Annotated in this window: 25 protein-coding genes, 1 tRNA gene, 1 other RNA gene and 1 pseudogene; 19 read left to right on the top strand and 9 right to left on the bottom strand. The window is 61.7% G+C overall.

The features are described 5' to 3' along the window. The first annotated feature begins 138 nt into the window (after positions 1 to 138). The 5 genes and pseudogenes from AC1RNA_RS05800 to AC1RNA_RS05780 all read left to right on the top strand — a co-directional run bounded on the left by AC1RNA_RS05800 (position 139) and on the right by AC1RNA_RS05780 (position 5,074). Positions 139 to 984, top strand: a complete 846-nt coding sequence (locus AC1RNA_RS05800) for a universal stress protein (RefSeq protein ID WP_009337674.1) — start codon at positions 139 to 141, stop codon at positions 982 to 984. Next, the gene (locus AC1RNA_RS05795; protein ID WP_492950442.1) at positions 947 to 3,547 is read left to right on the top strand and encodes a cation-translocating P-type ATPase; all 2,601 of its coding nucleotides are present in this window, start codon (positions 947 to 949) and stop codon (positions 3,545 to 3,547) included. Before AC1RNA_RS05800 ends, AC1RNA_RS05795 begins: the two co-directional genes overlap by 38 nt. 242 nt (positions 3,548 to 3,789) lie before the next feature. After that, complete coding sequence (locus AC1RNA_RS05790; RefSeq protein ID WP_009337676.1) at positions 3,790 to 4,209, top strand: EF-hand domain-containing protein; 420 nt, start codon at positions 3,790 to 3,792, stop codon at positions 4,207 to 4,209. Between the two features lie 327 nt (positions 4,210 to 4,536). Beyond that, positions 4,537 to 4,658: pseudogene (locus AC1RNA_RS05785) on the top strand (integrase core domain-containing protein); the annotation flags it as partial. A gap of 26 nt (positions 4,659 to 4,684) precedes the next feature. Then, positions 4,685 to 5,074: a hypothetical protein gene (locus AC1RNA_RS05780; RefSeq protein ID WP_492950441.1), complete on the top strand. Its 390-nt coding sequence runs from the start codon at positions 4,685 to 4,687 to the stop codon at positions 5,072 to 5,074. 36 nt (positions 5,075 to 5,110) lie between these two features. On the opposite strand, the gene AC1RNA_RS05775 is transcribed toward AC1RNA_RS05780, so the two are convergent. Continuing rightward, positions 5,111 to 5,187, bottom strand: a tRNA-Arg gene (locus AC1RNA_RS05775). Between the two features lie 176 nt (positions 5,188 to 5,363). Further along, entirely contained in the window at positions 5,364 to 6,797 is a 1,434-nt protein-coding gene (locus AC1RNA_RS05770) for an ATP-binding protein (RefSeq protein WP_492951181.1), read from the bottom strand. 405 nt (positions 6,798 to 7,202) lie between these two features. Between AC1RNA_RS05770 and rpmH the strand changes: the two genes are divergently transcribed. The 10 genes from rpmH (at position 7,203) to AC1RNA_RS05720 (ending at position 15,107) form a co-directional block, all read left to right on the top strand. Then, entirely contained in the window at positions 7,203 to 7,337 is a 135-nt protein-coding gene (gene rpmH / locus AC1RNA_RS05765; RefSeq protein WP_082157116.1) for a 50S ribosomal protein L34, read from the top strand. A 29-nt stretch (positions 7,338 to 7,366) separates the two neighbouring features. Beyond that, positions 7,367 to 7,744: a ribonuclease P protein component gene (gene rnpA, locus AC1RNA_RS05760; protein WP_048758255.1), complete on the top strand. Its 378-nt coding sequence runs from the start codon at positions 7,367 to 7,369 to the stop codon at positions 7,742 to 7,744. A gap of 22 nt (positions 7,745 to 7,766) precedes the next feature. Further along, complete coding sequence (gene yidC / locus AC1RNA_RS05755) at positions 7,767 to 9,602, top strand: membrane protein insertase YidC (RefSeq protein WP_048758240.1); 1,836 nt, start codon at positions 7,767 to 7,769, stop codon at positions 9,600 to 9,602. A gap of 78 nt (positions 9,603 to 9,680) precedes the next feature. Continuing rightward, positions 9,681 to 10,346, top strand: a complete 666-nt coding sequence (gene yihA / locus AC1RNA_RS05750) for a ribosome biogenesis GTP-binding protein YihA/YsxC (RefSeq protein ID WP_492950440.1) — start codon at positions 9,681 to 9,683, stop codon at positions 10,344 to 10,346. Continuing rightward, positions 10,343 to 10,729, top strand: coding sequence for a DUF423 domain-containing protein (locus AC1RNA_RS05745; protein ID WP_492950439.1), 387 nt, complete (start codon positions 10,343 to 10,345; stop codon positions 10,727 to 10,729). The genes yihA and AC1RNA_RS05745 overlap by 4 nt, the downstream gene beginning before the upstream one ends. An 85-nt stretch (positions 10,730 to 10,814) precedes the next feature. Then, the gene (gene argB, locus AC1RNA_RS05740; protein WP_009338000.1) at positions 10,815 to 11,702 is read left to right on the top strand and encodes an acetylglutamate kinase; all 888 of its coding nucleotides are present in this window, start codon (positions 10,815 to 10,817) and stop codon (positions 11,700 to 11,702) included. Positions 11,703 to 11,737: 35 nt separating this feature from the next. Beyond that, positions 11,738 to 12,430 (top strand): pyrimidine 5'-nucleotidase, encoded by a 693-nt coding sequence (locus AC1RNA_RS05735; protein ID WP_492950438.1) that lies wholly within the window; start codon positions 11,738 to 11,740, stop codon positions 12,428 to 12,430. Between the two features lie 100 nt (positions 12,431 to 12,530). Next, positions 12,531 to 13,376, top strand: a complete 846-nt coding sequence (gene dapD, locus AC1RNA_RS05730) for a 2,3,4,5-tetrahydropyridine-2,6-dicarboxylate N-succinyltransferase (RefSeq protein WP_009338003.1) — start codon at positions 12,531 to 12,533, stop codon at positions 13,374 to 13,376. Between the two features lie 2 nt (positions 13,377 to 13,378). Beyond that, entirely contained in the window at positions 13,379 to 14,533 is a 1,155-nt protein-coding gene (dapE, locus tag AC1RNA_RS05725; protein WP_492950437.1) for a succinyl-diaminopimelate desuccinylase, read from the top strand. Positions 14,534 to 14,543: 10 nt separating this feature from the next. After that, positions 14,544 to 15,107, top strand: coding sequence for a phosphorylase family protein (locus AC1RNA_RS05720; RefSeq protein WP_009338006.1), 564 nt, complete (start codon positions 14,544 to 14,546; stop codon positions 15,105 to 15,107). Positions 15,108 to 15,146: 39 nt separating this feature from the next. Here AC1RNA_RS05720 and truA read toward each other — a convergent pair whose 3' ends face one another. The 3 genes from truA to def are packed head-to-tail and all read right to left on the bottom strand — an operon-like array spanning position 15,147 to position 17,343. Further along, a complete protein-coding gene (truA, locus tag AC1RNA_RS05715; RefSeq protein WP_492950436.1) occupies positions 15,147 to 15,884 on the bottom strand; it encodes a tRNA pseudouridine(38-40) synthase TruA in 738 nt (245 codons plus the stop codon). Continuing rightward, on the bottom strand, positions 15,884 to 16,816 hold the full coding sequence (gene fmt, locus AC1RNA_RS05710; protein ID WP_492950435.1) for a methionyl-tRNA formyltransferase: 933 nt from the start codon (positions 16,814 to 16,816) through the stop codon (positions 15,884 to 15,886). The genes truA and fmt overlap by 1 nt, the downstream gene beginning before the upstream one ends. A gap of 11 nt (positions 16,817 to 16,827) precedes the next feature. Next, on the bottom strand, positions 16,828 to 17,343 hold the full coding sequence (def, locus tag AC1RNA_RS05705) for a peptide deformylase (protein ID WP_040297801.1): 516 nt from the start codon (positions 17,341 to 17,343) through the stop codon (positions 16,828 to 16,830). Between the two features lie 159 nt (positions 17,344 to 17,502). On the opposite strand from def, the gene AC1RNA_RS05700 reads away from it, so the two are divergent. Both AC1RNA_RS05700 and AC1RNA_RS05695 read left to right on the top strand, forming a co-directional pair. Then, positions 17,503 to 18,708 carry a DNA recombination protein RmuC gene (locus AC1RNA_RS05700; RefSeq protein ID WP_009338010.1) on the top strand — a complete coding sequence of 402 codons (1,206 nt, stop codon included), beginning with the start codon at positions 17,503 to 17,505 and terminating at the stop codon, positions 18,706 to 18,708. Between the two features lie 48 nt (positions 18,709 to 18,756). Further along, positions 18,757 to 20,109: an AmpG family muropeptide MFS transporter gene (locus tag AC1RNA_RS05695; protein ID WP_492950434.1), complete on the top strand. Its 1,353-nt coding sequence runs from the start codon at positions 18,757 to 18,759 to the stop codon at positions 20,107 to 20,109. A 3-nt stretch (positions 20,110 to 20,112) separates the two neighbouring features. Here the strand turns inward: AC1RNA_RS05695 and recR are convergent, their stop codons facing one another. From recR to ffs, 4 genes are all read right to left on the bottom strand, one after another. Then, positions 20,113 to 20,718 (bottom strand): recombination mediator RecR, encoded by a 606-nt coding sequence (gene recR, locus AC1RNA_RS05690; RefSeq protein ID WP_009338012.1) that lies wholly within the window; start codon positions 20,716 to 20,718, stop codon positions 20,113 to 20,115. A gap of 1 nt (position 20,719) precedes the next feature. Then, positions 20,720 to 21,037, bottom strand: a complete 318-nt coding sequence (locus AC1RNA_RS05685; protein ID WP_009338013.1) for a YbaB/EbfC family nucleoid-associated protein — start codon at positions 21,035 to 21,037, stop codon at positions 20,720 to 20,722. A 20-nt stretch (positions 21,038 to 21,057) separates the two neighbouring features. Next, the gene (locus AC1RNA_RS05680; protein WP_009338014.1) at positions 21,058 to 22,908 is read right to left on the bottom strand and encodes a DNA polymerase III subunit gamma/tau; all 1,851 of its coding nucleotides are present in this window, start codon (positions 22,906 to 22,908) and stop codon (positions 21,058 to 21,060) included. A gap of 93 nt (positions 22,909 to 23,001) precedes the next feature. Continuing rightward, positions 23,002 to 23,098: signal recognition particle sRNA small type (ffs, locus tag AC1RNA_RS05675), an RNA gene on the bottom strand. 188 nt (positions 23,099 to 23,286) lie between these two features. Here ffs and AC1RNA_RS05670 point away from each other — a divergent pair. After that, a complete protein-coding gene (locus AC1RNA_RS05670; RefSeq protein ID WP_009338016.1) occupies positions 23,287 to 23,703 on the top strand; it encodes an HIT domain-containing protein in 417 nt (138 codons plus the stop codon). Between the two features lie 100 nt (positions 23,704 to 23,803). After that, a complete protein-coding gene (locus tag AC1RNA_RS05665; protein ID WP_009338020.1) occupies positions 23,804 to 24,742 on the top strand; it encodes a PfkB family carbohydrate kinase in 939 nt (312 codons plus the stop codon). The last annotated feature ends 3 nt before the right edge of the window (positions 24,743 to 24,745 follow it).

Raw genomic sequence — 24,745 nt, 5'->3', positions numbered from 1 at the left:
GCACAATCCGATTCATCCGAAGCGTCACTTGATCTCACTCAAAAGCTTTATCGGATGACCCGCTAAAGTTTTGAACACGGCTGGCTTGTGAATACCGCTCTCCCACAGATTTGACCACGCGTTTGCGAGGAGGACAAAATGATAATTCAAGATGCGATGTTGGTGCTAAAGGCCTATCCGACACCCACCAGTGAAGAGGTCATCGCTTCTGGAATTCAGTTGGCTGGATCGCTCAACTGCCGCATCTCTGCTTTTGTGCCAGAAACCCTGATTCAAGTGCCGGGCTCGTTTCTGGGGAATTCTCTGATAAACATCTCGGGAATGGCGGCTCTCGAGATGGACAAGAGCAAACGAAACGCGGCCACTCTTATCAAGCTCTTTCGCGATTTAGCAGAACGAAATGGGATACAGCACGAAGTCATAAAGGAACGAGAACTCGCAGGCCGGATTCCCGCTTTGACGGCTGAGTATGCTCGCCTGAAGGATTTGATTCTTCTGCCCGTTAGCCAGAATGACCTCGTCGACCAGTGGGATACCGAGACCATTATTTTTAACTCCGCTCGACCGGTTCTGCTGTTGCCAGAGCGGGCTACCTCTCCAAATGCATCCATCGACTCGATCGGGGTTGCCTGGGACTACAGTCGTGCAGCCGCTCGTGCCGTGGCCGATGCAATGCCTATTCTCAGGCTCGCAAAAAAGGTGCACGTTGTTATCGTTCTCAACGAGAAAGACTTTGACGTTACTCGGAAGACACACGAAATCGGGGCTTATTTAGCTCGGCATCAAGTGAACGTTGAAGTTCACGGAATTGATTCCGCCGGGCAATCTATCGGCGAAGTGCTGAAAGATTTCGCCAATCATCATAGGCTGGACTTATTGGTGATGGGAGCCTACGGCCACTCTCGCTTTCGAGAATTCGTCCTTGGAGGCGCGACGAGATCCATGATTGCCAATCCGCCCGTTCCTTTGTTGCTTTCACATTGACGTCGAAGCCAACATCGAGGGGGCATTTGTGCCTATCGCGGATGGCGCTGAAACACGGATCAATGAAGGCCTGAGCGAGCGAGAGGCAAAGGAGCGCCTTCTTCGCGTCGGCCCTAACCTTCTTCGCAACGTTCGATCAAGAACGCTCCTGGACATCGTCAAAGACACGATGCACGAGCCGACATTCGTTCTGCTAATCATAGCTGCTGGCCTCTATCTGATATTCGGCGATATTGGTCAGGGCCTGTTTATATCCGCGGGTGCACTCGCTTCATTAGGATTAGTCATCCTCCAGGAAACGCGCACTGAACGCGCCTTGCGCGCCCTCAATGCGCTAGCCGAACCCCATGCCAGAGTCATCCGCGCTGGCAGGACGCATCGAATCCGTGCTTCTGAAGTCGTCCCTGGCGATATTGCGCTGATCGCGGCTGGCGAACGGATACCTGCCGACGGTGAAATTCTATCAGAACAACCGATTACCGTGGACGAGTCTTTACTCAGTGGCGAGTCTGTCCCACTCATTAAATTTGCCACGGCAAGCATCAGGGATGATTTCTCCGATCAAAGCACAAGGGCCTTCGCCGGAACCCTGGTCGTGAAAGGTGAAAGCATCATCCGCGTAACTGAGACGGGTCCTCAGACACAGCTCGGAAGAATTGGCGCATCGCTCATAAGCGTGCAATCCGAGCCTACACCATTGCAACAGACATCAATGAAATTGGTACGGCAGTTGGGGCTGCTTTCCATTATCTTTTGTCTGCTCATCATTTTTGTCTACGGGACCGTCCTGAACGACTGGATGGGCGGCGCTCTAGCCGGAATTACACTCTCGATCGCTCTCATTCCTGAAGAGTTTCCCATGGTGCTCGCCGTCTTCATGGCTTTAGGCGCATGGCGACTGGCAAAAAAGCGCGTTCTCGTTCGCCGGGGAGCGGCTGTTGAAACGCTCGGTGCCATAACTTCACTATGCGTCGATAAGACCGGCACGCTCACCGAAAATCGGATGTCAGTAGCAAGCATATGGGTAAATGGAAATTTCCATTCTGCCACCGATCCTCAGTCGGACGTAGCGACGGTGTTAGCGGTAGCCGCCCTCGCTTCTCCGGTTCATCCGCTAGATCCGATGGATATCGCCCTTCATCAAGCGACGCCGTCGGCCGCAACTGATCTCCAAGTGACCGACAGTGATCCATACTCCGAGCATCCTCTTGAGCCAAAGCTTCTTGCGGTGATCAACGCTTGGCGAAGACACAGTGACACTTTGCTCGCAGCAAAGGGAGCACCGGAAGCCATTTTTGAAATTTGCAGAATGGAGGCCGATTTACGCGATCGACTATTGAAAACTGTCAAGCAGATGGCCGATGAGGGACTGCGTGTGCTCGGTGTGGCTTCCCGCACTCTCTCAGGCGTCGCGCCGAATGACCTAGCAGAACCGACATTTGAATTTGGAGGATTGGTCGGCTTTCGAGACCCCGTGCGCTCGGGCATCGCGAATGCAATTTCCACGGCTCGCCGCGCCGGTATCTCGGTTTATATGATCACGGGCGACCATTCCGCCACCGCTCGGGCAATCGCAAAGGCCGCAGGTATTTCAGTGGGCGCGGGCGTCATTAACGGCTCTGAAATCGCCGCCATGACGGTCGCAGATCGTCGGGAATGTTTGCGGACTGTGCGCGTTTTTGCCCGGGTCATGCCCGAAGAGAAATTGTTGATAGTCCAAGCGCTGAAAGAGGACGGAAAGATTGTCGCCATGACTGGAGATGGCGTGAATGACGGACCTGCCTTAAAGGCGGCTCATGTCGGCATTGCCATGGGAAACAGAGGAACGGACGTTGCGCGAGAAGCTGCGGATATCGTTCTGCTCGATGATAGCTTTATCTCGATTATGGAAGGTATCGAGCTCGGTCGACGAATCTTCGTAAATCTTCGCAAAGCACTCATTTTTATTACCGCTACGCATATTCCGATTGCGGGGCTGGCCTTGTTGCCCTTGCTCTTAGGGCTTCCTCCGCTTTTCTTCCCTGTTCATATTATTCTGCTCGAACTGGCAATCGATCCCCTCTGCGCGCTGGTTTTCGAGGCAGAACCGGGGGCACCAAACAGCATGAACCAACCGCCGCGCGACACCAAAATCACGCTGTTCGGCCGCAGCGAGCTGCTCCTGAGTGCGGTTCAGGGCAGCGTAATTTTATTTGGGACCCTCGCGATCTACGTTTTAATGCTCCGCAGCGATTTCTCGCCTGCTGAAGCCCGCGCCGCAGCCTTTATCACCCTTATTTTCAGCAATTGTACGCTCGCTTTTGCGGAATCCGCAGAGGCAGGAACACAGTTCTTCGATCGCCGCCGAATGGTGTTCTGGGCAATTCTGGGACTAGTTTTACTCGCAATCCTCATCATCCTTATGGTGCCCAGTATAAGCCAAATAATGCAGATCTCGGCGCCGTCTCTTCCTATTTTGGCTTTAGTTAGCGCAAGCTCAATCATACTGGGCGGGTGGTTCGGAATGACCAAATATATTTTCTGGATAACCCGCAAACCGGTCCCAATCGACGACAAGCCATAGCTTCGACTTGAATACGAACGGTGGCCTCGTTACCCGAGCAGGCTGCTTAAAGCGCGCATGATGAGCCGCATCAAATAAGTCGCGATACAAACTCCGAAACTACGACATTATCGGATCGGCAATCACACGGTGAAAGAGGAAAACTGCTGTGCTCGCCGATGCTCGTGATGTTGATCTAGGTCAAACCGAACTCGCTGCGGACGGGCATCGTTGTTGCTTCATATCGAGGTCGGAGAAATTCCATGCAACGCTTAGCTATTTTCACGGCGCTTCTGTTCACTGCCTTGACTTATCCCGCGCATGCTCAATCGCCAGCCGATCACAATGGCCATCATGGGCGCCAGGACCAAGTGGAAGGCCCCGCGCAAACGACCTGTCCTGGCGATCAATCAGGAGAGCGAGATGGCATGATGGAAATGATGAAGCATAGCATGAAGGAGCGCACTAAAATGGGCGGCCACATGGCAGGCTCACCCATTATGTTTCGTATGATTTTTGCACTAATGGATGCCGATGGCGACGGAGCCATCTCATTATCAGAGTTTCAGGCCGCTCACGAACGACTCTTCAAGGCAATGGATAGCAACAAGGACAGCAAGCTTACTCCGGAAGAAATAGGAGCATTCATGCACTCGAGCATGGATGGGGGCTCGCTGCGATAGCCATCCAGAAATAAGAGCCACTACATGAATCGGAGGAACAAATGATGATGTATGGGTGGTCCGATACGATGGGATTTTCTGAACCGACCCACTTGCTCTTTTTCTTAGCGTTGATAGCGCTGGTGATTTATCCAATTGGCCGTATCCTTAATAGAATCGGGCTATCTCCGCTTTGGTCTGTGCTCGCGTTCATACCCATCCTCAATCTATTAGCACTTTGGATCGTGGCATTTAGCGATTGGCCAAATCAAAAAAATCACGCCTGAGCTGACCTGGCTTTTTTGGACCAAGCTTTATGGTGCGGAGATGACAGCTAATATCGTACGCAACTGGTTCGCAAAGCTGGGGGCAAAACGCTCTACATTGCGCCGGGCAGCCCATGGGAAAACGGCTATTGCGAGTCCTTCAACGGCAAGCTGCGTGACGAATGCCTAAACGGTGAAATCTTTTCTGCCTGCCGACTTGTCGTGCATGTTTGAAAAAGATCGATACTGAAACTGACGGCCCTGTTGCGCAGCGCAAAGACGGATCGCCTTGGCCAGACAGGCAGTCGTTCAGTAGGGATTGGCGCGAAACTGCACGCGCGGCGGGAATTCCCGACAACGTCAAAAACATGGACAGCCGCGCCTCGGGCGTAACCGAAGCGTCCGAAGCTGGCGTCTCCGACGATGACATCATCAAGCAGACTGGCCACGTGGACAAAGTGATGGTGCAGGAAGTTTATACGCGCGACGGTCTGGAGGTCTCACGAAGGTCACACGAACAGCGCCAGCGGCATCGCGAAGCCAAGCGGCAAACTCACACGCCTCAGCAAGTGATGCGGGCAATAAGCCTTATCGTAAGGCGTATTTGCACCTTATCGTAACACGGCGCTGAAAACTGACGTAAGTCTTTGATTTAATGGCGCGCCCGAAGAGATTCGAACTCCTGACCCCCAGATTCGTAGTCTGGTGCTCTATCCAGCTGAGCTACGGGCGCGTGTCGCGGATATGGGCGGAGATGCCCTCGCGAGGGGGCATAGCTAACGGCTCCGGTGCTGATTGGCAAGATCGGTTTTGACAGGATTATGTCGAAGCCGTACGGCCCGTTTCTCAAGGACTTTCCTCGGGATTCTCCCAGGAATCCGCCCAAGGCGGCCCATGGTTTCCGCCTTTTCAGGCGCGGGAACGCTCCTGACGGAGTTGATGCAGTGGAATGGTCCGGTCGGGAATGACGATCCGGAACGTCGCGCCGATCGTCCCCTCCACCAGATCGATCTGGCCGCCATGGGCACGGATCAGTTCGGCGGCAATCGCAAGACCGAGCCCCGTGCCGCCGTCGCGCGAGGACCCCTGAAACGCTTCGAACAGATGGGCCCGCGCCTGCTCCGGAATGCCGGGGCCGGTATCTGAAATTTCCAGCACGGCGACGGCGCCTTCCCGGCGGCCCGCGATGCGGATCTGCTTCGGCGCGATGTCAGCGTGCGGCTGCCCCTCGAGCGCCTGAAAAGCATTGCGTACGAGGTTGAGGAGGACACGGAACAACTGATCCGGATCGGCATCCACCACGAGGCCGCGTTCGATCGCGTTGCTCCAGACGATATCGGGATCGGTGGCGATGCCCGCGGATTCGCGCACCTCGTTGATGATCGGCTCGACCGCCACCATCCGCCGCTCGGGCCGCGCCTCCTGCACCTTGCCGTAGGACAGCGTCGACTGGCAGAACGCGATGGCGCGCTCCAGCGAACGCAAGAGCTTCGGCGCAAACCGCTGCACGCGCGGATCCGGCACGCTCGCGAGCTGGTCGGACAAAAGCTGCGAGGACGCGAGAAGATTGCGCAGATCGTGGTTGATCTTCGACACCGCAAGTCCGAGCGCCGCCAGATGGCTTTTCTGATGCAGCATCGAGACGAGATCGTGCTGCATGTCGGCGAGTTCGCGCTCCGCCATGCCGATTTCATCGCCGCGGTTCGAGGGCACGATCGCGCGGTCGGCACTTTCAGGGTTTTCATGGAAAGCGATGAGATTCGCCGTCATCCGGCGCATCGGCCGCACGAACAGGAAATGCAAGGCGAGATAGATCAGTCCTGCCGTGGCGATGGCGAAGCCGAACGACAGCAGCAGCACGTTCGACGAGAAGCGGTACATCGCCTTGCGCAGCGGCGCTTCATCCACCACCACCTCGATGAACTGCTCGCCCTGCGGCGCCGGGCCGATGATGCGGATCACGCCGTCGCCGCGCTCCAGCATCATCGAGAATGAATCGACGATGGCTTCCCACACGTTCATGGTGCGCATGTCGATGTCGCGCACCACCGCGGGCGGCATGTCCGCCACCGCGAGCAGACGGCGCTGCTGGCCGGTCTTGATGGCCACCGCGCGCGCGCCGATGCTTTGCAGGATGCTGCGCGCCAGTGAATCCGGCACCATGCCCGCAGGTGCGGCATCGAGGACCAAAGCCGCGGTATTGGCGGCGGCGATGCGATCATTCAGGCGGTTGACGCTGAAATTGGCGATCGAAGGCACGTAGATCAGCACTTCGGCGATCATCACCAAGGGGATCGTCAGCAGCAGCAGCTTGCCGGACAGGTTGAGCCGCCCGCGCGGCATGGCCGGCCTCTCCTGCGACGTCATCGGCGGCACGCTTTCAGTCACGATCCGGCTCTTGATTTTCGATCTTCCGCGTCGCCACAGTCGCACCTGCGGCTGGCCTCGTCAAACCCCAGAAATACCTGAAATCTATGGATATTTCAGGGCAACCCCGGCTAACCGCCGGGCTTGGGGCAATTTGCACGCTCCGTTGACGAAAACAGCCCGCTCCCGTATAAGCCCGGCCAACTGTCCGTCATGGCCCGGCTCGACCGGGCCGGTTCATTTAAGGACCTTGGTCACTCAAGACCCCGGCCCCGGCTGAACCCGGACGACACCATTGAAACTTGCTCGGCAATTTGAATTTGCTCGGCACTCACTGGGGCGACACCGCAATCGGCGGGCGCCCGGCAGCGGAGAACGACCGTGAAGCGGACTTATCAACCCAGCAAACTGGTGCGCAAGCGCCGTCACGGCTTCCGTGCGCGTCAGGCCACGACCGGCGGCCGCAAGGTTCTCGCCGCTCGCCGTTCGCGCGGCCGCAAGCGTCTGAGCGCCTGAACCGGCATCACGATGCGCCGGTTGACATCATGGACCGGTTGAAAAAACGCGCGGATTTCATCGCCGCAGCCCAAGGCCCCCGCATTGCCAGGCCCGCTTTCGTGGTGCAGTCGCGCCTTCGCGACGACACCGGGCCCACCCGCATCGGCTTCACCGTCACCAAAAAAGTCGGCACCGCGACCGAGCGCAACCGTGTTCGCCGCAGGCTGCGCGAGATGGTCCGACTGGCCGGCGTCATCGCGCCGCCTTCCCCCCGCGACTACGTCATCGTCGGCCGGCGCGCCGCGCTGGATCATGAATTCTCCGTCATGATCGAGGATTTCCGTTCCGCGCTGATGCGTCTGACCCGTATGAAGGATCGCGCTGGCGATCCCCGTCCTACCCGCATTTCACCGAAACACTCTTAAGTCTACCCACGAGACCTGACCGATGACCGACAATCGTAACACCATCATCGCCGTAGTTTTGTCCGGCCTCATCCTGCTCGCCTGGCAGTATTTCTACAACATGCCGCAGATGGAGAAGCAGCGCGCCGCGCAGCAGACCCAGACGCAGGCCGCCAACCCGGCCAATTCATCGGCACCGGCAGCAACCACCCAGACGCCTGCGGCCGGCAGCGCCGCGCCCACCCCCGCTTCTCCGGGCGCTGAGCAGCAGCAGGCCGCCCCGGTGAAGGACCGTGCCGAGGTGATCGCCTCGTCGCCGCGCGTCAAGATCGACACGCCGAGCCTGATCGGCAGCATCGCGCTGAAGGGCGCGCGCATCGACGACGTGGCTTTTGTGAAATACCGCGAGACCGTCGATCCGAAATCTCCGGCGGAAGTGCTGTTCTCGCCCACAGGGACCAAGGCACCTTATTACGCAGAGTTCGGCTTCGTGCCCGCCGCGGGCGCAAGCGCCAAGCTGCCGGGCCTCGATACGGTCTGGACCCAGCAAGGCTCGAACGCGCTGACGCCCACGACGCCGGTCGTGCTGACATACGACAATGGCGAAGGTCTCGTCTTCACCCGCACCCTTTCGGTGGATGAGAAGTATGTCTTCACCATCAAGGATGAAGTCGCCAATTCTGGCACCGCGCCTGCGACGCTCTATCCGTTCGGCCTGATCTCGCGGCACGGCCTGCCGGAAACCTCCGGCTATTACATCCTGCATGAAGGCCCGATCGGCGTTCTGGGCGACAAGGGCCTGCAGGAATACACCTACAAGAAGATGGACGAGACCAAGGCCTCCGAATTCAAGGTCAGCAATGCCTGGCTCGGCATCACCGACAAATACTGGGCGGCGACGCTGCTGCCCGACCCTGCCGCCTCGCTGACCGCGCGCTTCTCGTCAAAACTGTCCGGCACCACCCGCGTCTACCAGACCGATTACCTGCTCGATCCGGTCACCGTGCAGGCCGGCGGCCATGCGACGACCACCACGCGCCTGTTCGCGGGCGCCAAGGAGGTCGCGACCGTCGATGCCTACGACAAGCAGCTCAAGCTCAACCGCTTCGAACTGCTGATCGACTGGGGCTGGTTCTACTTCATCACCAAGCCGATGTTCTGGACGATCGATCACCTGTATCGCCTGTTCGGCAATTTCGGCGTCGCCATTCTGCTCGTCACCGTGATCGTGAAGGCGATCTTCTTCCCGCTGGCCAACAAGTCCTATGCCTCGATGGCGAAGATGAAGGCCGTGCAGCCGCAGCTCGCCGCGTTGAAGGAGAAGTTTCCCGACGACAAGGTGAAGCAGCAGCAGGAGATGATGGAGATCTACAAGAAGGAGAAGATCAATCCGATCGCGGGCTGCCTGCCGATCGCGATTCAGATCCCGGTCTTCTTCGCACTCTATAAGGTGCTGTTCATCACCATCGAAATGCGCCACGCGCCGTTCTTCGGCTGGATCCACGATCTTTCCGCGCCGGACCCGACGCACGTTTTCAACCTGTTCGGCCTCCTGCCTTACGATCCGAGCGCGGTGCCGATTATCGGCCACTATCTCGCAATCGGCGCATGGCCGCTGATCATGGGCGTGACGATGTGGTTCCAGATGAAGCTCAATCCCGCGCCGCCGGATGCGACGCAGAAGATGATCTTCGACTGGATGCCCGTGATCTTCACCTTCATGCTGGCGTCCTTCCCCGCCGGTCTCGTGATCTACTGGGCCTGGAACAACACGCTCTCGGTGATCCAGCAGAGCGCGATCATGAAAAAGAACGGCGTGAAGATCGAACTATTCGACAATCTGAAATCGACCTTCGCGGGCGGCAAGAAACCAGGGTAGCCCGCCGATCCAGTACGCTTCTCATAGTCATGCCCGGGCTTGTCCCGGGCATGCACGTTTTTATAGTCTCGAAAGACCATGATGACCGAACCCGACGCCGAACTAATCGAATCCGGCCGCAAGCTGTTCGCCGGCGACTGGCAGTTCTTCTGGGCCTCTCCTTCCATCGAGACGCTGCCGCCGATGCAGGGCGTCGAGATCGCTTTCGCCGGGCGTTCCAATGTCGGCAAGTCGAGCCTGATCAACGCGCTGACCAACCGCAATGGGCTGGCGCGCACATCGCACACGCCGGGGCGCACGCAGGAGCTGATCTTCTTCAAGGGGCCGGGGCCGCTCGACGCGCGCACGCCCGAACTGCGGCTCGTCGACATGCCGGGCTACGGTTACGCCTCCGCGCCAAAGACCCAGATCGCCTCATGGACCAAGCTGATCCATAACTTCCTGCTCGGCCGCGCCAGCCTCGCGCGCGTCTATGTGCTGATCGATTCCCGCCACGGCTTCAAGGATGCCGACAACGAGGTGCTGACCACGCTCGACAAAGCTGCCGTCAGTTATCAGATCGTGCTGACCAAGGCCGATCAGGTGAAGAAAGCCGCGCTTGAGCAGACCATGGCCACGATGGCTTCGAGCCTGCGCAAGCACCCGGCCGCCTTTCCCGAGATGCTGGTGACCTCCTCGCGCGACGGCGGCGGTATGGCTGAAATGCGCGCGGCCATCGTCAAGCTGTTGAGGGAGCGGGCATGATGTCCACCCTGTCGCTGCGGATCGCCGTCGTCTTTGCGGGCCTGATGGGCGCCACCGGCGTCGCGCTCGCGGCGACTGCCGCGCATATGCCGGACGCGAGACGGCTGGGCATCGCATCCTCGATGCTGCTGTTCCACGCCTGCGCGGTGATCGGCGCGGTGCTGCTCGTCGATCAAGGTCTGGTGAGGCGGCGGCTTGGGCTGACGGCAGCCTATGGCTTCGTGCTCGCCGGTATCCTTTTCGGCGGCGACCTCGTGTCACTGCAATATGCCGGTCACGGCCTTTTCCCGATGGCGGCGCCGACCGGCGGCACCCTGTTCATCGTCTGCTGGCTGATGCTCGCCGTCGCAGCGCTCGTGCCGGACCGGACGCCCCGCGCCTGAGGTGCTTTGCACCGTCACATCAATCGGCTAAACCCTTTCCGCCCAGCCAAATCTCCTGGGCCACCCGCCATTCAAGGTTCGCTTCATGTCCGAGATAAGCCCGCAGGATCAGGCCCGCATTCTGTCCGAAGCGCTGCCGCATATGCAGCAGTACGACGAGGAAACCATCGTCATTAAATACGGCGGCCACGCCATGGGCGAAGAAAACCTCGCCCGCGAGTTCGCCCGCGACATCGTGCTTCTGGAGCAGACCGCGATCAATCCGGTGGTCGTTCACGGCGGCGGTCCGCAGATCGCCACCATGCTGTCGCGCCTCGGCATCAAGTCCGAATTCGCCGCCGGTCTGCGCATCACCGATGCCTCCGCCATCGAGATCGTCGAGATGGTGCTGGCGGGCTCGATCAACAAGCAGATCGTCAGCCACATCAACGCCGCGGGCGGCAAGGCCGTGGGTCTAAGCGGCAAGGACGGCAACATGGTCACCGCCGTGAAGGCGACCCGCACCATGATCGATCCGGACTCCAACATCGAGAAGGTGATCGATCTCGGCTTCGTCGGCGAGCCCGACAAAGTCGATCTTGCCTTGCTCAATCAGTTGATCGGCCACGAGCTCATTCCCGTGCTCGCCCCGCTGGCGGTGTCCTCCGATGGACAAACCTACAACGTTAACGCCGACACCTTCGCGGGTGCTGTCGCGGGCGCGCTGCGGGCGAAGCGGCTGTTGCTGCTGACGGACGTTCCGGGCGTGCTAGACAAGTCGAAGAAGCTCATCCCCGAACTGTCGATCAAGGATGCGCGGCGGCTGATCGCGGACGGCACCATTTCCGGCGGCATGATCCCGAAGGTCGAGACCTGCATCTACGCGCTCGAAGCGGGCGTCGAAGGTGTCGTCATTCTGGATGGCAAGACCCCGCATGCCGTGCTGCTGGAGCTGTTCACCAATCAGGGCACCGGCACGCTGATGTACAAGTGACGGAGCGAGCGCACCGCGCTGCTTCCCAAAAAATCATGACCGACAAACGCGGCTTCGGCCATATCGACACCTGGGTGTTTGACCTCGACAACACTCTTTATCCGCACCACGTCAATCTGTGGCAGCAGGTCGACGGCCGTATCCGCGATTTCGTCGCGCAGCAACTGAAGGTCGAGGCCGCCGAGGCGTTCCGGATCCAGAAGGATTACTATCGCCGCTACGGCACCACGATGCGTGGCATGATGACCGAGCACGGCGTCAGCCCCGATGATTTCCTCGCTTACGTCCACGACATCGACCATTCCCCGCTCGAGCCGAACCCGGCGATGGGACAGGCACTCGCCAAACTGCCTGGCCGCAAGCTGATCCTGACCAACGCGTCCGTCGCGCATGCCGAGAAGGTTCTGGAGCGGCTCGCGCTCGGCGTCACCTTCGACGGCGTGTTCGACATCATCTCGGCCGAGTTCGAGCCGAAGCCCGCGCGCCAGACTTACCGGCGCTTCCTCGATCTGCACGATGTTGACGCAGAGCGCGCGGCGATGTTCGAGGACCTCGCCCGCAACCTCGCGATCCCGCATGAGTTCGGCATGACCACCGTGCTGGTGGTGCCCGATGGCACCCAAAAGGTCGTGCGCGAAGCCTGGGAAATGGAGGGGCGCGACGCCCCGCATGTCGACCATGTCACCGAAGACCTGACGGGATTTCTGGCGCAATTAGCGAAGTCCTGATCGCGCCCGCCTTGCTCTCCCGGGAAAATTCCGCCAAAGATCGTCTGCAATTATGCAGACGATCTGCAATTCCTATCCATCTGATTTTCCAAGGAAACCGATGTCTCTCTCCGCTCTCGAAACCACGCTGAACACCGCTTTCGACGCCCGCGACACCGTCAACGCCTCCACCAAGGGCGAGGTGCGCGATGCCGTGGAGCTGGCGCTCGACATGCTCGACAAGGGCGAGGCGCGGGTCGCGGAGCCGCAGGCGAATGGGGCGTGGAAGGTCAACCAGTGGCTAAAGAAGGCCGTGCTGCTGTCGTTCCGCCTCAACGACATGGCGCCGATTCCCGGCGGCCCCGGCGGCGCGCACTGGTGGGACAAGGTGCCCTCGAAGTTCGAGGACTATTCCGAGCAGAGCTTCCGTGAAGCCGGCTTCCGCGCGGTGCCGGGTGCGATCGTCCGCCGCTCGGCCTTCATCGGCAAGAACGTCGTGCTGATGCCGTCCTTCGTCAATCTCGGCGCCTATGTCGACGAAGCGACCATGATCGACACATGGTCCACCGTCGGCTCCTGCGCACAGATCGGCAAGCATGTCCACATCTCCGGCGGCGTCGGCATCGGCGGCGTGCTGGAGCCTTTGCAGGCGGGCCCGGTCATCATCGAGGACGACTGCTTCATCGGCGCGCGCTCGGAAGTCGCCGAGGGCGTGATCGTGCGCAAGGGCGCGGTGCTCTCCATGGGCGTATTCATCGGCGCATCGACCAAGATCATCGACCGCACCACGGGTGAAGTGTTTGTCGGCGAAGTCCCCGCTTATTCCGTGGTGGTGCCGGGCTCCCTGCCAGGCAAGCCGATGAAGGACGGCACACCCGGCCCGTCGCTCTACTGTGCGGTGATCGTCAAGCGCGTGGACGAGAAGACCCGTTCCAAGACCAGCATCAACGAACTGCTGCGAGACTGACAATGACCAAGGCGCTGGACGTCGCCCGCGATCTGTTGCGCTGCCCTTCGGTGACGCCTGCGGATGCGGGCGCGCTCGGCGTTCTTGAAAAGCTCCTGAAGGACGCCGGTTTCGAAACCCATCGCCTCACCTTCACCGAGCCGGGCGCGGCCGACACCGACAACCTCTATGCCCGCATCGGCACCGCTGCCCCGCACATCACCTTCGCGGGCCACACCGACGTGGTGCCGCCGGGCGACGACAAAGCATGGTCGCACGATGCATTCGCGGGCGATGTGGACGGCGGCGTGCTCTATGGCCGCGGCGCGGTCGACATGAAGGGCGCCATCGCCTGTTCGGTCGCCGCCGTGCTGGATTATCTGCAAGCGAACGGCGGCCAGCCAAAGGGCTCGATTTCTTTTCTCATCACCGGCGACGAGGAAGGTCCCGCCGTCAACGGCACGGTGAAGCTGCTCGACTGGGCGGCGAAGCGCGGCGAAAAGTTCGATCATTGCGTGCTGGGCGAACCGAGCAACGTCAATGCGCTCGGCGACTGCATCAAGGTCGGGCGTCGCGGCTCGCTATCAGGCACGCTGATCGTCGAGGGCAAGCAGGGCCATGTCGCCTATCCCGACCGCGCGCATAATCCGCTGCCCGACATCGCAGCTCTGGTCAGCGCACTGAACGCCGATCCGCTCGATCATGGCACCGATCACTTTCCGCCGTCGAATCTGGAGTTTCTCTCCATCGACACCGGCAACCCGGCATGGAACGTGATCCCCGCTCAGGCGCGGGCGCGCTTCAATATCCGCCACAACGACTACCGCACGCAGGATTCGCTGCGCGCGCTGATCGAGGGTCGCGTCGAAAAGCTCTCCGGCAACCACACCACCGCGCGCGTCGAATGGGAGCCGTCGAACGCCGACGCCTTCCTGACGCAGCCCGGCCCCTTCACCGATCTCGTCGTCGCTGCCATCGAAGAGGTGACCAAGCGGCGGCCGAAGCTCGATACCGGCGGCGGCACGTCGGATGCGCGCTTCATCGTTCATTACTGCCCGGTGCTCGAATTCGGCCTCGTCGGCCAGACCATGCACCAGATCGACGAGCGCACGCCGGTCGCCGACATCGAGGCGCTGACGAAAATCTATCGCAGCGTGCTGGATCGCTATTTCAAGTGAGGGCGCGCGCATGAGCGGCAACATCCTCGTCCTCACCGCCATCGACGACGAACTCGACAAAGCACGCGCGCCGGAGGGCGTCGAAGTGATCTACACCGGCGTCGGCAAGGTCAATGCGGCGAGTGCCGCGACGCTCGCGCTGCTTGTGCTGCGCCCGCGTCTCGTCGTCAACTACGGCACCGCGGGCAAGATTCACAAAATGCACAACGGTCTCGTCGAGGTCGCCCATGCCGTGCAGCGCGACATGATGGCGATGCCGCTGGCGCCGCGCGGCCGCACGCCGTTCTCGCCGGAGATCGATCGCCTGTCGTCAGGGCACAAAGGTGTGACCTGCGGCACCGGCGACAGCTTCGTCACTACAACCGATCCGTGGCTCGTCGAGAACAAGATCGACATTGTGGACATGGAGCTTTACGCCATCGCCCATGTCTGTCAGCGGCATTCGCTGCCGTGGCGCGCGTTCAAGTTCATCACCGATGAAGCCGACGACAACGCCGCTGATCACTGGCAGGACAATGTGAAAGACGGCGAGGATTTGTTCTGGGACGCGATGAAGGAAATCGCACCGGCCTGACTTCCTCGCCCCGCACTTGCGGAGAGAGGTAAGAAGGACTCAATAATCCACCTTCACCAGATACAATCCGTCCGGCGGCGCGACGGGGCCGCAGGCGGCGCGGTTGCGTGCATCGAGCGCCTTGCGCATATCAGCCGCCGTCCATCGGCCATGCCCAACCCAGACCAGCGAGCCGACCATCGAGCGCACCTGACTGTGCAGGAACGAGCGCGCCGAGGTGACGATGTTGACGGTATCACCGTCGCGGATGACATCGAGCTGGTCGAGTGTCTTGTCCGGCGACTTCGCCTGACATTCGGTATCGCGAAACGTGGTGAAATCGTGCTTGCCTATCAGCACCTGCGCGGCTTCGTTCATCGCCGCCACATCAAGCGGCCGCGCCACCCGCCACGCGCGCCCGGCATCGAGTGCGAGGTTCGCCCGGCGATTGCTGATGCGATAGATGTAATGGCGCTTCAGCGCCGAGAACCGCGCCTCGAATGTCTCCGGCACGATCTCCGCCGACAAAATCCCGATGGGATGCGGGCGCACATGCGCATTCAGCGCGTCACGCACCCGGTCGGCGCGATAGGTCTTCTCGAGATCGATATGTGCGACCTGCCCCAACGCATGAACGCCGGCATCGGTACGCCCCGCACCGTGCACGCGGACGCGACTGCCGGTCATCGCCATGACCGCTTCTTCCAGCGCGCCCTGCACCGAAGGGCCGTTGTCCTGATACTGCCAGCCGCAGAACGGCGTGCCGTCATATTCGATGATGAGCTTGTAGCGCGGCATCAGATCACAGCCAGGGGCGGCACGAGCGGCGTGCCGCGCAGGAAGTCCGGCACCGTCATCGGTTGCTTGCCCGCGCGCTGCACCTGCAACAGACGGATCGCGCCGCTGCCGCAGGCGATCGTCAGATGCTCGTCGAGCAGCGCACCCGGCGTGCCCGATTGCTTCACCACCTCGCAGCGCAGCACCTTGATGCGCACAGGCACGCCTTCAATCGCAATCTCGAACCATGCGCCGGGAAACGGCGACAGGCCATGGATGTGGCGCAGCACCTCATGCGCGGGCTTCGCCCAGTCGATCTTCGCCTCAAGCTTGCCGATCTTGGCGGCATAGGTGACGCCCGCTTCATCCTGCGGCACGAGATCAAGACCGCCCTGTTCCAGCGCCGCCATCGCCTGCACCATGAGGCTCGCACCGCGCGGCGCGAGCGCGTCGTGCAGGTCCTGCGCGGTCATCGCATCGGTGATTGGAAGGCGATCCGTCATCGCCACATCGCCGGTATCTAACCCGACATCCATCTTCATCACCATCGCGCCGGAGCAGGCATCGCCGGTCATGATGGCGCGCTGGATCGGCGCGGCCCCGCGCCAGCGCGGCAACAGCGAAGCATGAAGGTTGAAGCAGCCGCGCGGCACGGCGTTGAGAATATTTTCGGGCAGGATCATGCCATAGGCGACGACCACGGCGGCATCGGCCTTGTGAGCACGAAACTCGGCTTCCGCCTCCGGGGTCTTGAGCGTCGATGGCGTCAGCACCGGAAGGCCGAGCTCACGCGCCGCCTGCTCCACCGGCGTCGGCTGCAGTTTCATCCCGCGCCCCGCAGGCTTCGCCACACGGGTATAGACCGCCACGATCTCATGACCGTGCGCATGCAGCGCGCGCAGCGTCGGCACCGCGAAGTCCGGCGTGCCCATGAAGATCAGACGAAGCGGCATGAGGCTCGCTGTTATTTGGCCGCGAGTTTCGCGGCCTTGGTGAACTTCTTCATCACGCGATCGCGCTTGAGCTTGGACAGGTAGTCGATGAACAGAACACCGTTGATGTGATCGATCTCGTGCTGGATGCAGGTGGCGAACAGCCCCTCCGCATCCTCCTCGTGCACCTTGCCGTCGAGGTCCATGTAACGGATACGCACGGATGCGGGCCGCTCCACCTCCTCGTAATATTCCGGGATCGACAGGCAGCCTTCCTCGTACACCGAAACGTCGTCGGACTTCGACAGAATCTCCGGGTTGATGAAGACCCGCGGCACCTTCTCACCTTCCTTCTTGGAGACGTCCATGGTGATGAGCCGCAGCGGCACCGCCACCTGAATGGCGGCAAGGCCAATGCCCGGCGCGTCATACATGGTCTCGAACATATCCTCGGCGAGCGCGCGGATTTCGGGTGTGATCTTGTCGACCGGTTCTGAGACAAGACGCAGGCGTTTGTCCGGGATGCTGATGATTTCACGAATGGCCATGCCCGCGATGTAATCGGACTGCCTGCCGGGGTCAAACGGCGATTGAGCCCTCAAAACAACTGTCTTTCCAGTGCGGAAAACCGGTGCATCAAGACATTATTAACCATAAATGTTCCCTATTCGTTCCATTTTCGCCGCGAATCGGGCTACAGTGCCGCAATGAATGAAATTTTGTTTTCCATCGGGGACGTCCCCGTTCGCACCGGCGCTGCCCTGCTCGGCTTCGGCGTGCTCGCGCTGCTCCTGCTCGCAATCATCGCGCTCATCATGTCCCGTTCGGGACGCAAAACCGCCGCCCTCGCCATGGCGCAGGCGATCCGCGCGGACGAACTGGAGGAGCGCCTGAGCGAAGTGCTGCGCATCCAGAACGAAGCCGCGGGGCGCGTGCACGAGATGGGACAGGCGCTGGTCGGGCGGCAGGCCGAGATGGCGCGCGCAGTCAACGAGCGGCTGGATTCGGTGACGCACCGCGTCGGCCAGTCCATGGAGCAGACCACCCGCAACACCATGGACAGCCTGCGCGCGCTGCACGAGCGCCTCGGCATCATCGACAACGCGCACAAGAATCTCACCGACCTCACCACCCAAGTCACGACGCTGCGCGACGTGCTCGCCAATAAGCAGGCGCGCGGCGCGTTCGGGCAGGCGCGCATGGAAGCCATCGTACAGGATGGCCTGCCGAAGGGCTCGTTCGCGTTCCAGCACACGCTGACCAACAACAAACGCCCGGATTGCGTGGTGTTTCTGCCCGACCAGCGGCCGCTGTGCATCGATGCCAAGTTTCCGCTCGAAGCCGTCACCGCGCTGCGCGAGGCCAAGAGCGACGACGAGCGCAAGTTCGCCTCGCAGCGCCTGCGGCAGGACGTGATGAAGCATGTCGCCGACATCGCCGACAAATATCTCATCCCCGGCGAGACGCAGGACACAGCCTTGATGTTCGTGCCGTCCGAATCCGTCTATGCCGAGATTCACGACGGCTTCGACGACGTGGTGCAGAAGGCCTATCGCGCCCGCATCGTGCTGGTGTCGCCCTCACTGTTGATGCTCGCGATCCAGGTGATGCAGCAGATCATGAAGGACGCGCGGATGCGCGATGCCGCGGGGCAGATCCGCACCGAGGTCATGACCATGTCGGACGACCTCGCCCGCCTGCGCGAGCGGGTGCTGAAGCTGCAGAACCATTTCAACCAGGCGAACGAGGACGTCCGCCAAATCCTGATTTCCGCCGACAAGATCGAGAAGCGCGCGGGCCGGATCGAGGAACTGGATTTCACCACGCATGACGATCCCCCGCCGCGGGCGGAAGGCACGCCGGCACCGAGCCTGTTCCCCGTACAGCCGCGAAAGCTGCAGGCGGGCGAATAGCCGCGCCGCTTCTCACGGGAAGCCTCGCGAATCTGCTAACACCGCTCCATGACATCACCTGAGAGCGTCGAGACACCCGCTAACCCGCGCGCCTCGTGGCGCGACGCGTTCGCGGTCTATCTGCAGCCGCGTGTGCTGGTGGTGCTGTTTCTCGGCTTCTCGTCCGGCTTGCCGCTCGCACTCTCGGGCTCGACGCTTTTGGTGTGGCTGCGCGAAGCGGGCGTCGACCTCAAGACCATCGGGCTGTTCGCGCTGGTCGGCACGCCCTACACGATCAAGTTCTTCTGGGCCCCTCTCGTCGATGCACTGCATGTACCGATCCTGACGCGCCTGCTCGGGCGGCGGCGCGCCTGGCTAATCTTTTCCCAATTGCTGCTGATGGTCGCCATCGTGCTGCTGGCGCTGAGCGATCCGACCAGACCGCTCGGTGTCGCGCTCGCCGCGCTGTTCGTCGCCGCCGCGTCCGCGACGCAGGACATCGTGATCGATGCCTTCCGCGTCGAAAGCCTGCCGGAGAACGAGCAGGCCGCCGGCATGGCATCCTATGTCGCGGCCTATCGCGTCGGCATGCTGCTCTCCACCGCGGGCGCGCTGTTTCTCGTCAGCGGGTTCGAGAGCGCGGGCCTGAACCGCCATGCTGCCTGGCAGTGGGGCTACATCGCGATGGCGGCGCTGGTCGTCATCGGCATCCTCACCGCATTGTTCGCGACCGAGCCGGAAGCCTCCCGCGTGGCCGAAGCCAGCACCGAGCGGACGTTTGGGCGCATCGTTCATGCAGCGGCAGGCGCCTTCACCGAATTCGCGGCTTACAAGGACGCGTGGGCCATTCTGGCTTTCGTCGTGCTGTTCAAGTTCACCGATGCGTTTTCCGGCACCATGACGGCGCCTTTTGTTATTGATCTCGGCTTCACCCGCAACGATTACGCCGCCATCGTGAAGGGGCTTGGCCTCGCCGCCACGCTGATCGGCGGCTTCGCGGGCGGCTTTCTCGCCAGCCGCTACTCACTGGTCGCCAGCCTCTGGATCGGCGGCTTCCTGCAAGCGATCGCCAATCTGTCGTTCTCCTGGCTCGCCATCGTCGGCATCGATCATTACGCGCTGGCGCTTGCGATCACCGCGGAGAACTTCACCAGCGCCGTCGGCACCGTGATCTTCGTCGCCTATCTCTCCGCGCTGTGCCGCAATCCCGCGCACACCGCGACCCAGTATGCGCTGCTCACCGCGCTGGCCGCGATCGGGCGCACCTATCTGTCGTCCGGCGCGGGTTATGTCGCAGCGGCGACGGGTTGGGCGTGGTTCTTCGCGATCTGTATGGTGGTGGCCGTGCCGAGCTTCATGCTGCTGGCCTGGTTGCAGGCTAGGGGACATTTCGAGGCATTGACCGCGCCGGTCAAAACCTGAGCGTCAGAACAGCGTCCGCTGGCGCATCGCCGCCGACAGCGTGCCCTCGTCGAGATAATCGAGTTCGCCACCGACCGGCACGCCATGCGCAAGCCGCGTCACCTTGACACCGGCCTCCTGCAACATGTCGGTCACATAATGCGCCGTGGTCTGGCCATCGACCGTGGCGTTGAGCGCGAGAATGATCTCCGTCACCTCGGGAGCCTGCGCGCGCGCCACCAGCGCATCGATCGTCAGATCCTGAGGCCCGATGCCATCGAGCGGCGACAGCGTCGCGCCCAGTACATGATAACGGCCGTGCGTTGCGGCGGCCCGCTCGAGTGCCCAAAGATCGGCGACATCCGCCACCACCACGATGATCGACGGATCGCGGCGCGTGTCGGTGCAGATCGTGCACGGGTTCTGCGTGTCGATGTTGCCGCAGGTATGGCACACCTGAATGCGCTCGATCGCAACCTGCAACGCGGAAGCCAGCGGCGTCATCAGTGCTTCGCGCTTCTTGATGAGGTGCAGCGCTGCGCGCCGCGCCGAACGCGGGCCAAGGCCCGGCAGCCGCGCCAGCAACTGGATCAGCCGCTCGATCTCGGGTCCGGCAACCGTGGATGCCATCTCAGCCCAGGCCCAGCCCCGGAATGTTGAAGCCGCCGGTGATGGCTTTCATCCGCTCCTGCATCGCGTCTTCCGCCTTGCGGCGCGCGTCGTTCTGGGCTGCGACGAGCAGATCCTCCAGCACCTCGCGCTCCTCCGCCTTCATCAGCGATGGATCGATGGAGACGGATTTCAACTCCATCTTCGCGGTCATGCGCATCGTGACCATGTTGCCGCCGGCCGAACCCTCGACCTCGATCTGGTCAAGCTGCTCCTGCACTTCCTTCATCTTCGACTGAAGCTGAGCGGCCTGCTTCATCATGCCGAGAAAATCAGCCATGAATTATCCTTTTCACAATCTCAGAGATCATCATCGTCGCCGTCGACATCGTCCTCGATCGGCATCACCGCGGGTGGCGGCTCCGGCGCCAGTCGCCGCACATCGACCACCTGTGCACCGGGAAACGCCGCCATGACCGCCTGCACGCGCGGGTCGGCCTGCACGTTCTCGGTGAGCTTGTCCTTGCGTTCCTGCGCTTGCGCGCGCAGCGTCGGCTGGCCTTCCTCGTTGGACACGACCACAGCCCAACGGCGGCCGGTCCATTGCTCAAGCTTGCGCTGCAGATCGTTGACCACCGAACGCGCGGCGCTGCGCTCAAGCGCGATCTCCAGCCTGCCGTCTTCCATGCGTACCAGCCGCAGATCGGCTTCCAGCGCGGCCTTGAGCGCAATATCACGTTTCTCGCTCGCGAGCGCGACGATTTCGGGGTAGCTCGACAGCCGCCGCGTGGGGACCGACTGCGGCGCGACGGATTCCACCGGCTGCGGCTGCTGCCGCGCCACGGTTTCGCCTGACGAGCGCTGCGGCGGCATCGTGCGGAGCGCAGACGATTGCGCGAACGACGCAGGCGCGGGCGCGCGGGGCGCAGCGTTGCTGCCGGAAGCGGACGATGGTGCCGACTGCGTACCGCCACCCTCGCCAATCATCTTGATCGCTTCGTCCGGCGTCGGCAGGTCCGCGACATAGGCGATGCGCACCAGCACCATCTCGGCGGCGGCCTGCGGACGCGTGGCGTTCTGCACTTCGGCGATGCCCTTGAGCAGCATTTGCCACATCCGCGACAGCACGCGCATCGAGAGCTTGGTTGCAAATTCGCGGCCGCGCGTACGCTCGGCTTCTCCAAGAGCCACATTGTCCGCCGTCGCGGGCACAACCTTCACGCGCGTCACGAAGTTGACGAACTCCGCAAGGTCGCTGAGCACCACCACCGGATCGGCGCCGGTGTCGTATTGCTCGCGGAATTCCGCGAAGGCGCTGGCGATGTCGCCCTTGGCCAGATGTTCGAACAGGTCTATCACGCGCGAACGATCTGCGAGGCCGAGCATCTGCCGCACGTCCTCGGCGCGCACGAGGCCCGCCGCATGCGCGATGGCCTGATCGAGCAGCGACAGCGAGTCGCGCACCGAACCCTCGGCCGCGCGCGCGATCAGACCCAGCGCCTCGGGCTCCGCCTCGACGCCTTCACGCGTCACGATGTTGGCGAGGTGGGACATCAGCACGTCGGCATCGACGCGGCGCAGATCGAAGCGCTGGCAGCGCGACAGCACCGTGACCGGCACTTTTCGGATTTCGGTGGTGGCGAACACGAACTTGGCGTGCTCCGGCGGCTCCTCCAGCGTCTTGAGGAAGGCGTTGAACGCCTTCTCCGACAGCATGTGGACTTCGTCGATGATGTAGACTTTGTAGCGCGCACTTGATGGCGCATAGCGCACGCCGTCGGTGATTTGCCGCACGTCGTCGATGCCGGTGTGCGAGGCCGCGTCCATTTCCAGCACGTCGATGTGCCGGCTTTCCATGATCGCCTGACAGTGCACACCGGGCGTCGGCATGGTGATGGTCGGCGCCTTCACCGAGCCGTCCGGCAATTCGTAGTTCAGTGCACGGGCGAGAATGCGCGCGGTCGTGGTCTTGCCGACGCCGCGCACGCCGGTGAGAATCCAGGCCTGCGGGATACGTCCCGTCTCGAACGCATTCGAGACGGTGCGGACCATCGCTTCCTGACCGATCAGGTCGTTGAAATTCGAGGGACGATATTTGCGCGCCAGAACGCGGTAGCCGGATGCGCCTCCGCCCGTATCAGCAAGGCCAAGGCCCTTCTCAAGCCCCGGTTGATCGCCCGCACTCAGGCCTGGAAGGTCGGAATCGGGCATCGAACGATCCGCATCGGTTATCGGGCGCGCCGCTCTGCCACGCAAAATGGCGGGCAGTCGGCCGGCATCGCGCCAGCCCCGGCATGAAAAGAGGTAGGAGACTGACGAGCGACCCGATCCGGACCTCGTTAGGGCTGCTTCCTTCCGGACCTGACCCGGTTGGCGAGTGGCTCGTCCACCGCCAATCTCCCGACGCCTATTTGGGGCCAAACCGGAGGGAAAGCAAGCAAGCCATAGGCTATTTTACCGCTTTACACGGCCATCAGGACTCACTCAGGAAGGTGCCCGGATGCGTATTCCGGCGGATACGCAAGTTCCTCACGCGCATGCCTGCGCCTGCTAGAGTGAGCGTGTTGCAGAATCAGTTTCGAGGCCCGCATGCCGTCGTCGTGGTCGCTCCACCACCAGCTTCAGAAGGATACGTTCGATGTCGGCGACCTGCCGCTGTCGCGTCTCCTCATCATCAAGGATTCCAACTATCCGTGGCTTTTGCTGGTGCCGCGCCGCTCCGGCGCTTCCGACCTGATTGACCTTAACGAGGTCGAGCAGGCGCAGCTCACCACCGAGATCAATCGCGTCTCGCGCGCGCTGAAAGACATCACCAAGCCCGACAAGCTAAACGTCGCGGCGCTCGGCAATGTCGTGCCGCAACTGCATGTGCACATCATCGCGCGCCGCATCAGCGACGCCGCATGGCCGCGCCCGGTGTGGGGGCTGGTGCCACCCGCGCCTTACGATCCTGCGGAAGCCGCGAGATTCACGCAGGCATTGCGCGAGAAAATCTGGATTACCTGAACCGCCTATTCGTCACGATGGCATGACGCCTCACGAGGGAACTCTGCCCGTGCTTCGGCTGTTTTCCTTCAGCCGCCTCGCCTGATTTGGGGGAACCCTCATGACCGCACAGCCCCGACCGGCCGCCCCGAATATTCTCTGCGTCGGCATGCCCGTGCGCGATCTGGTGTTTCGCGTCGAGAATATCCCGGCGCGCGGCAACAAGATGCGCGCCACGCATTTCACCGAATACAGTGGCGGCAACGCGCTGAATGCCTCCATCGCCATCGCGCGGCTTGGCGGCCGCGTCCTGATGTCGGGGCCGATGGGCCACGCCGGCGAGAAAGCCGCCGAGCAGATTTTCGAGGATCTCGCGCGGGAAGGCATCGACGGTAGCGCCATGGTGCGGATGCCCGGCCTCGTGACGCCGATCTCCAACATCATGATCGACACCACCGGCGAGCGGACCATCGTCACCTATCGCGATCCGAAAATGTGGGACGTGACATTGCCGGATACCGACGAATTGCTGAAGGATTGCGAGGCGATTCTCACCGAGAACCGCTGCGTTTTCGTGCGTGACCTCTGTTTCGAGGCCAAGCGGCGCGGCATTCCGGTCATCCTCGATGCCGACCGTGCGATGTCGCTGGACGAACCTCTGCTGCAAGCTTCCACCCACATCGTGTTTTCCGCCGAAGCGCTGCACGCAACCACCGGGGCGGACGATGACCCCGCGGCGTTGCGTGCAATCGCTGCACTGACACCTGCGTTCGTCGGCGTCACCAACGGCGCAGGCGGCATGACATGGCTTGAAGGCGGACAGGCCCGCCACATGGCAGCCTTCCCTGTCGCCGCGGTGGACACGCTCGGCGCGGGCGACGTGTTCCACGGCGCGTTCACGCTGGCGATTGCCGAAGGGCGCTCCATCGAAGCCGCGATGCGATTTTCCGCCGCCGCCGCCGCGCTGAAATGCACCCGGCACGGCGGCGCATTTGGTTCACCGCAACGTATTGAAGTGGAAGCATTTTTGGCTAAATCGGCGGCTCCGCACTTCGCCTGACGA

It is taken from the genome of Afipia sp. GW821-FHT14H12 (assembly GCF_058803465.1).
Note: the sequence above shows the minus strand (reverse complement) of the source record. Positions and strands in the feature narration are given on the sequence as shown.

Bases quoted from the DNA above. Each gene is read 5' to 3' on its own strand.
- AC1RNA_RS05800 (WP_009337674.1), top strand. From the start codon at position 139: ATGATAATTCAAGATGCGATGTTGGTGCTAAAGGCCTATCCGACACCC.
- AC1RNA_RS05790 (WP_009337676.1), top strand. From the start codon at position 3,790: ATGCAACGCTTAGCTATTTTCACGGCGCTTCTGTTCACTGCCTTGACT.
- AC1RNA_RS05770 (WP_492951181.1), bottom strand. From the start codon at position 6,797: ATGCCGCGCGGGCGGCTCAACCTGTCCGGCAAGCTGCTGCTGCTGACG.
- rnpA (WP_048758255.1), top strand. From the start codon at position 7,367: ATGGACCGGTTGAAAAAACGCGCGGATTTCATCGCCGCAGCCCAAGGC.
- yidC (WP_048758240.1), top strand. From the start codon at position 7,767: ATGACCGACAATCGTAACACCATCATCGCCGTAGTTTTGTCCGGCCTC.
- yihA (WP_492950440.1), top strand. From the start codon at position 9,681: ATGATGACCGAACCCGACGCCGAACTAATCGAATCCGGCCGCAAGCTG.
- AC1RNA_RS05745 (WP_492950439.1), top strand. From the start codon at position 10,343: ATGATGTCCACCCTGTCGCTGCGGATCGCCGTCGTCTTTGCGGGCCTG.
- argB (WP_009338000.1), top strand. From the start codon at position 10,815: ATGTCCGAGATAAGCCCGCAGGATCAGGCCCGCATTCTGTCCGAAGCG.
- AC1RNA_RS05735 (WP_492950438.1), top strand. From the start codon at position 11,738: ATGACCGACAAACGCGGCTTCGGCCATATCGACACCTGGGTGTTTGAC.
- dapD (WP_009338003.1), top strand. From the start codon at position 12,531: ATGTCTCTCTCCGCTCTCGAAACCACGCTGAACACCGCTTTCGACGCC.
- dapE (WP_492950437.1), top strand. From the start codon at position 13,379: ATGACCAAGGCGCTGGACGTCGCCCGCGATCTGTTGCGCTGCCCTTCG.
- AC1RNA_RS05720 (WP_009338006.1), top strand. From the start codon at position 14,544: ATGAGCGGCAACATCCTCGTCCTCACCGCCATCGACGACGAACTCGAC.
- truA (WP_492950436.1), bottom strand. From the start codon at position 15,884: ATGCCGCGCTACAAGCTCATCATCGAATATGACGGCACGCCGTTCTGC.
- fmt (WP_492950435.1), bottom strand. From the start codon at position 16,816: ATGCCGCTTCGTCTGATCTTCATGGGCACGCCGGACTTCGCGGTGCCG.
- def (WP_040297801.1), bottom strand. From the start codon at position 17,343: ATGGCCATTCGTGAAATCATCAGCATCCCGGACAAACGCCTGCGTCTT.
- AC1RNA_RS05700 (WP_009338010.1), top strand. From the start codon at position 17,503: ATGAATGAAATTTTGTTTTCCATCGGGGACGTCCCCGTTCGCACCGGC.
- AC1RNA_RS05695 (WP_492950434.1), top strand. From the start codon at position 18,757: ATGACATCACCTGAGAGCGTCGAGACACCCGCTAACCCGCGCGCCTCG.
- recR (WP_009338012.1), bottom strand. From the start codon at position 20,718: ATGGCATCCACGGTTGCCGGACCCGAGATCGAGCGGCTGATCCAGTTG.
- AC1RNA_RS05685 (WP_009338013.1), bottom strand. From the start codon at position 21,037: ATGGCTGATTTTCTCGGCATGATGAAGCAGGCCGCTCAGCTTCAGTCG.
- AC1RNA_RS05680 (WP_009338014.1), bottom strand. From the start codon at position 22,908: ATGCCCGATTCCGACCTTCCAGGCCTGAGTGCGGGCGATCAACCGGGG.
- AC1RNA_RS05670 (WP_009338016.1), top strand. From the start codon at position 23,287: ATGCCGTCGTCGTGGTCGCTCCACCACCAGCTTCAGAAGGATACGTTC.
- AC1RNA_RS05665 (WP_009338020.1), top strand. From the start codon at position 23,804: ATGACCGCACAGCCCCGACCGGCCGCCCCGAATATTCTCTGCGTCGGC.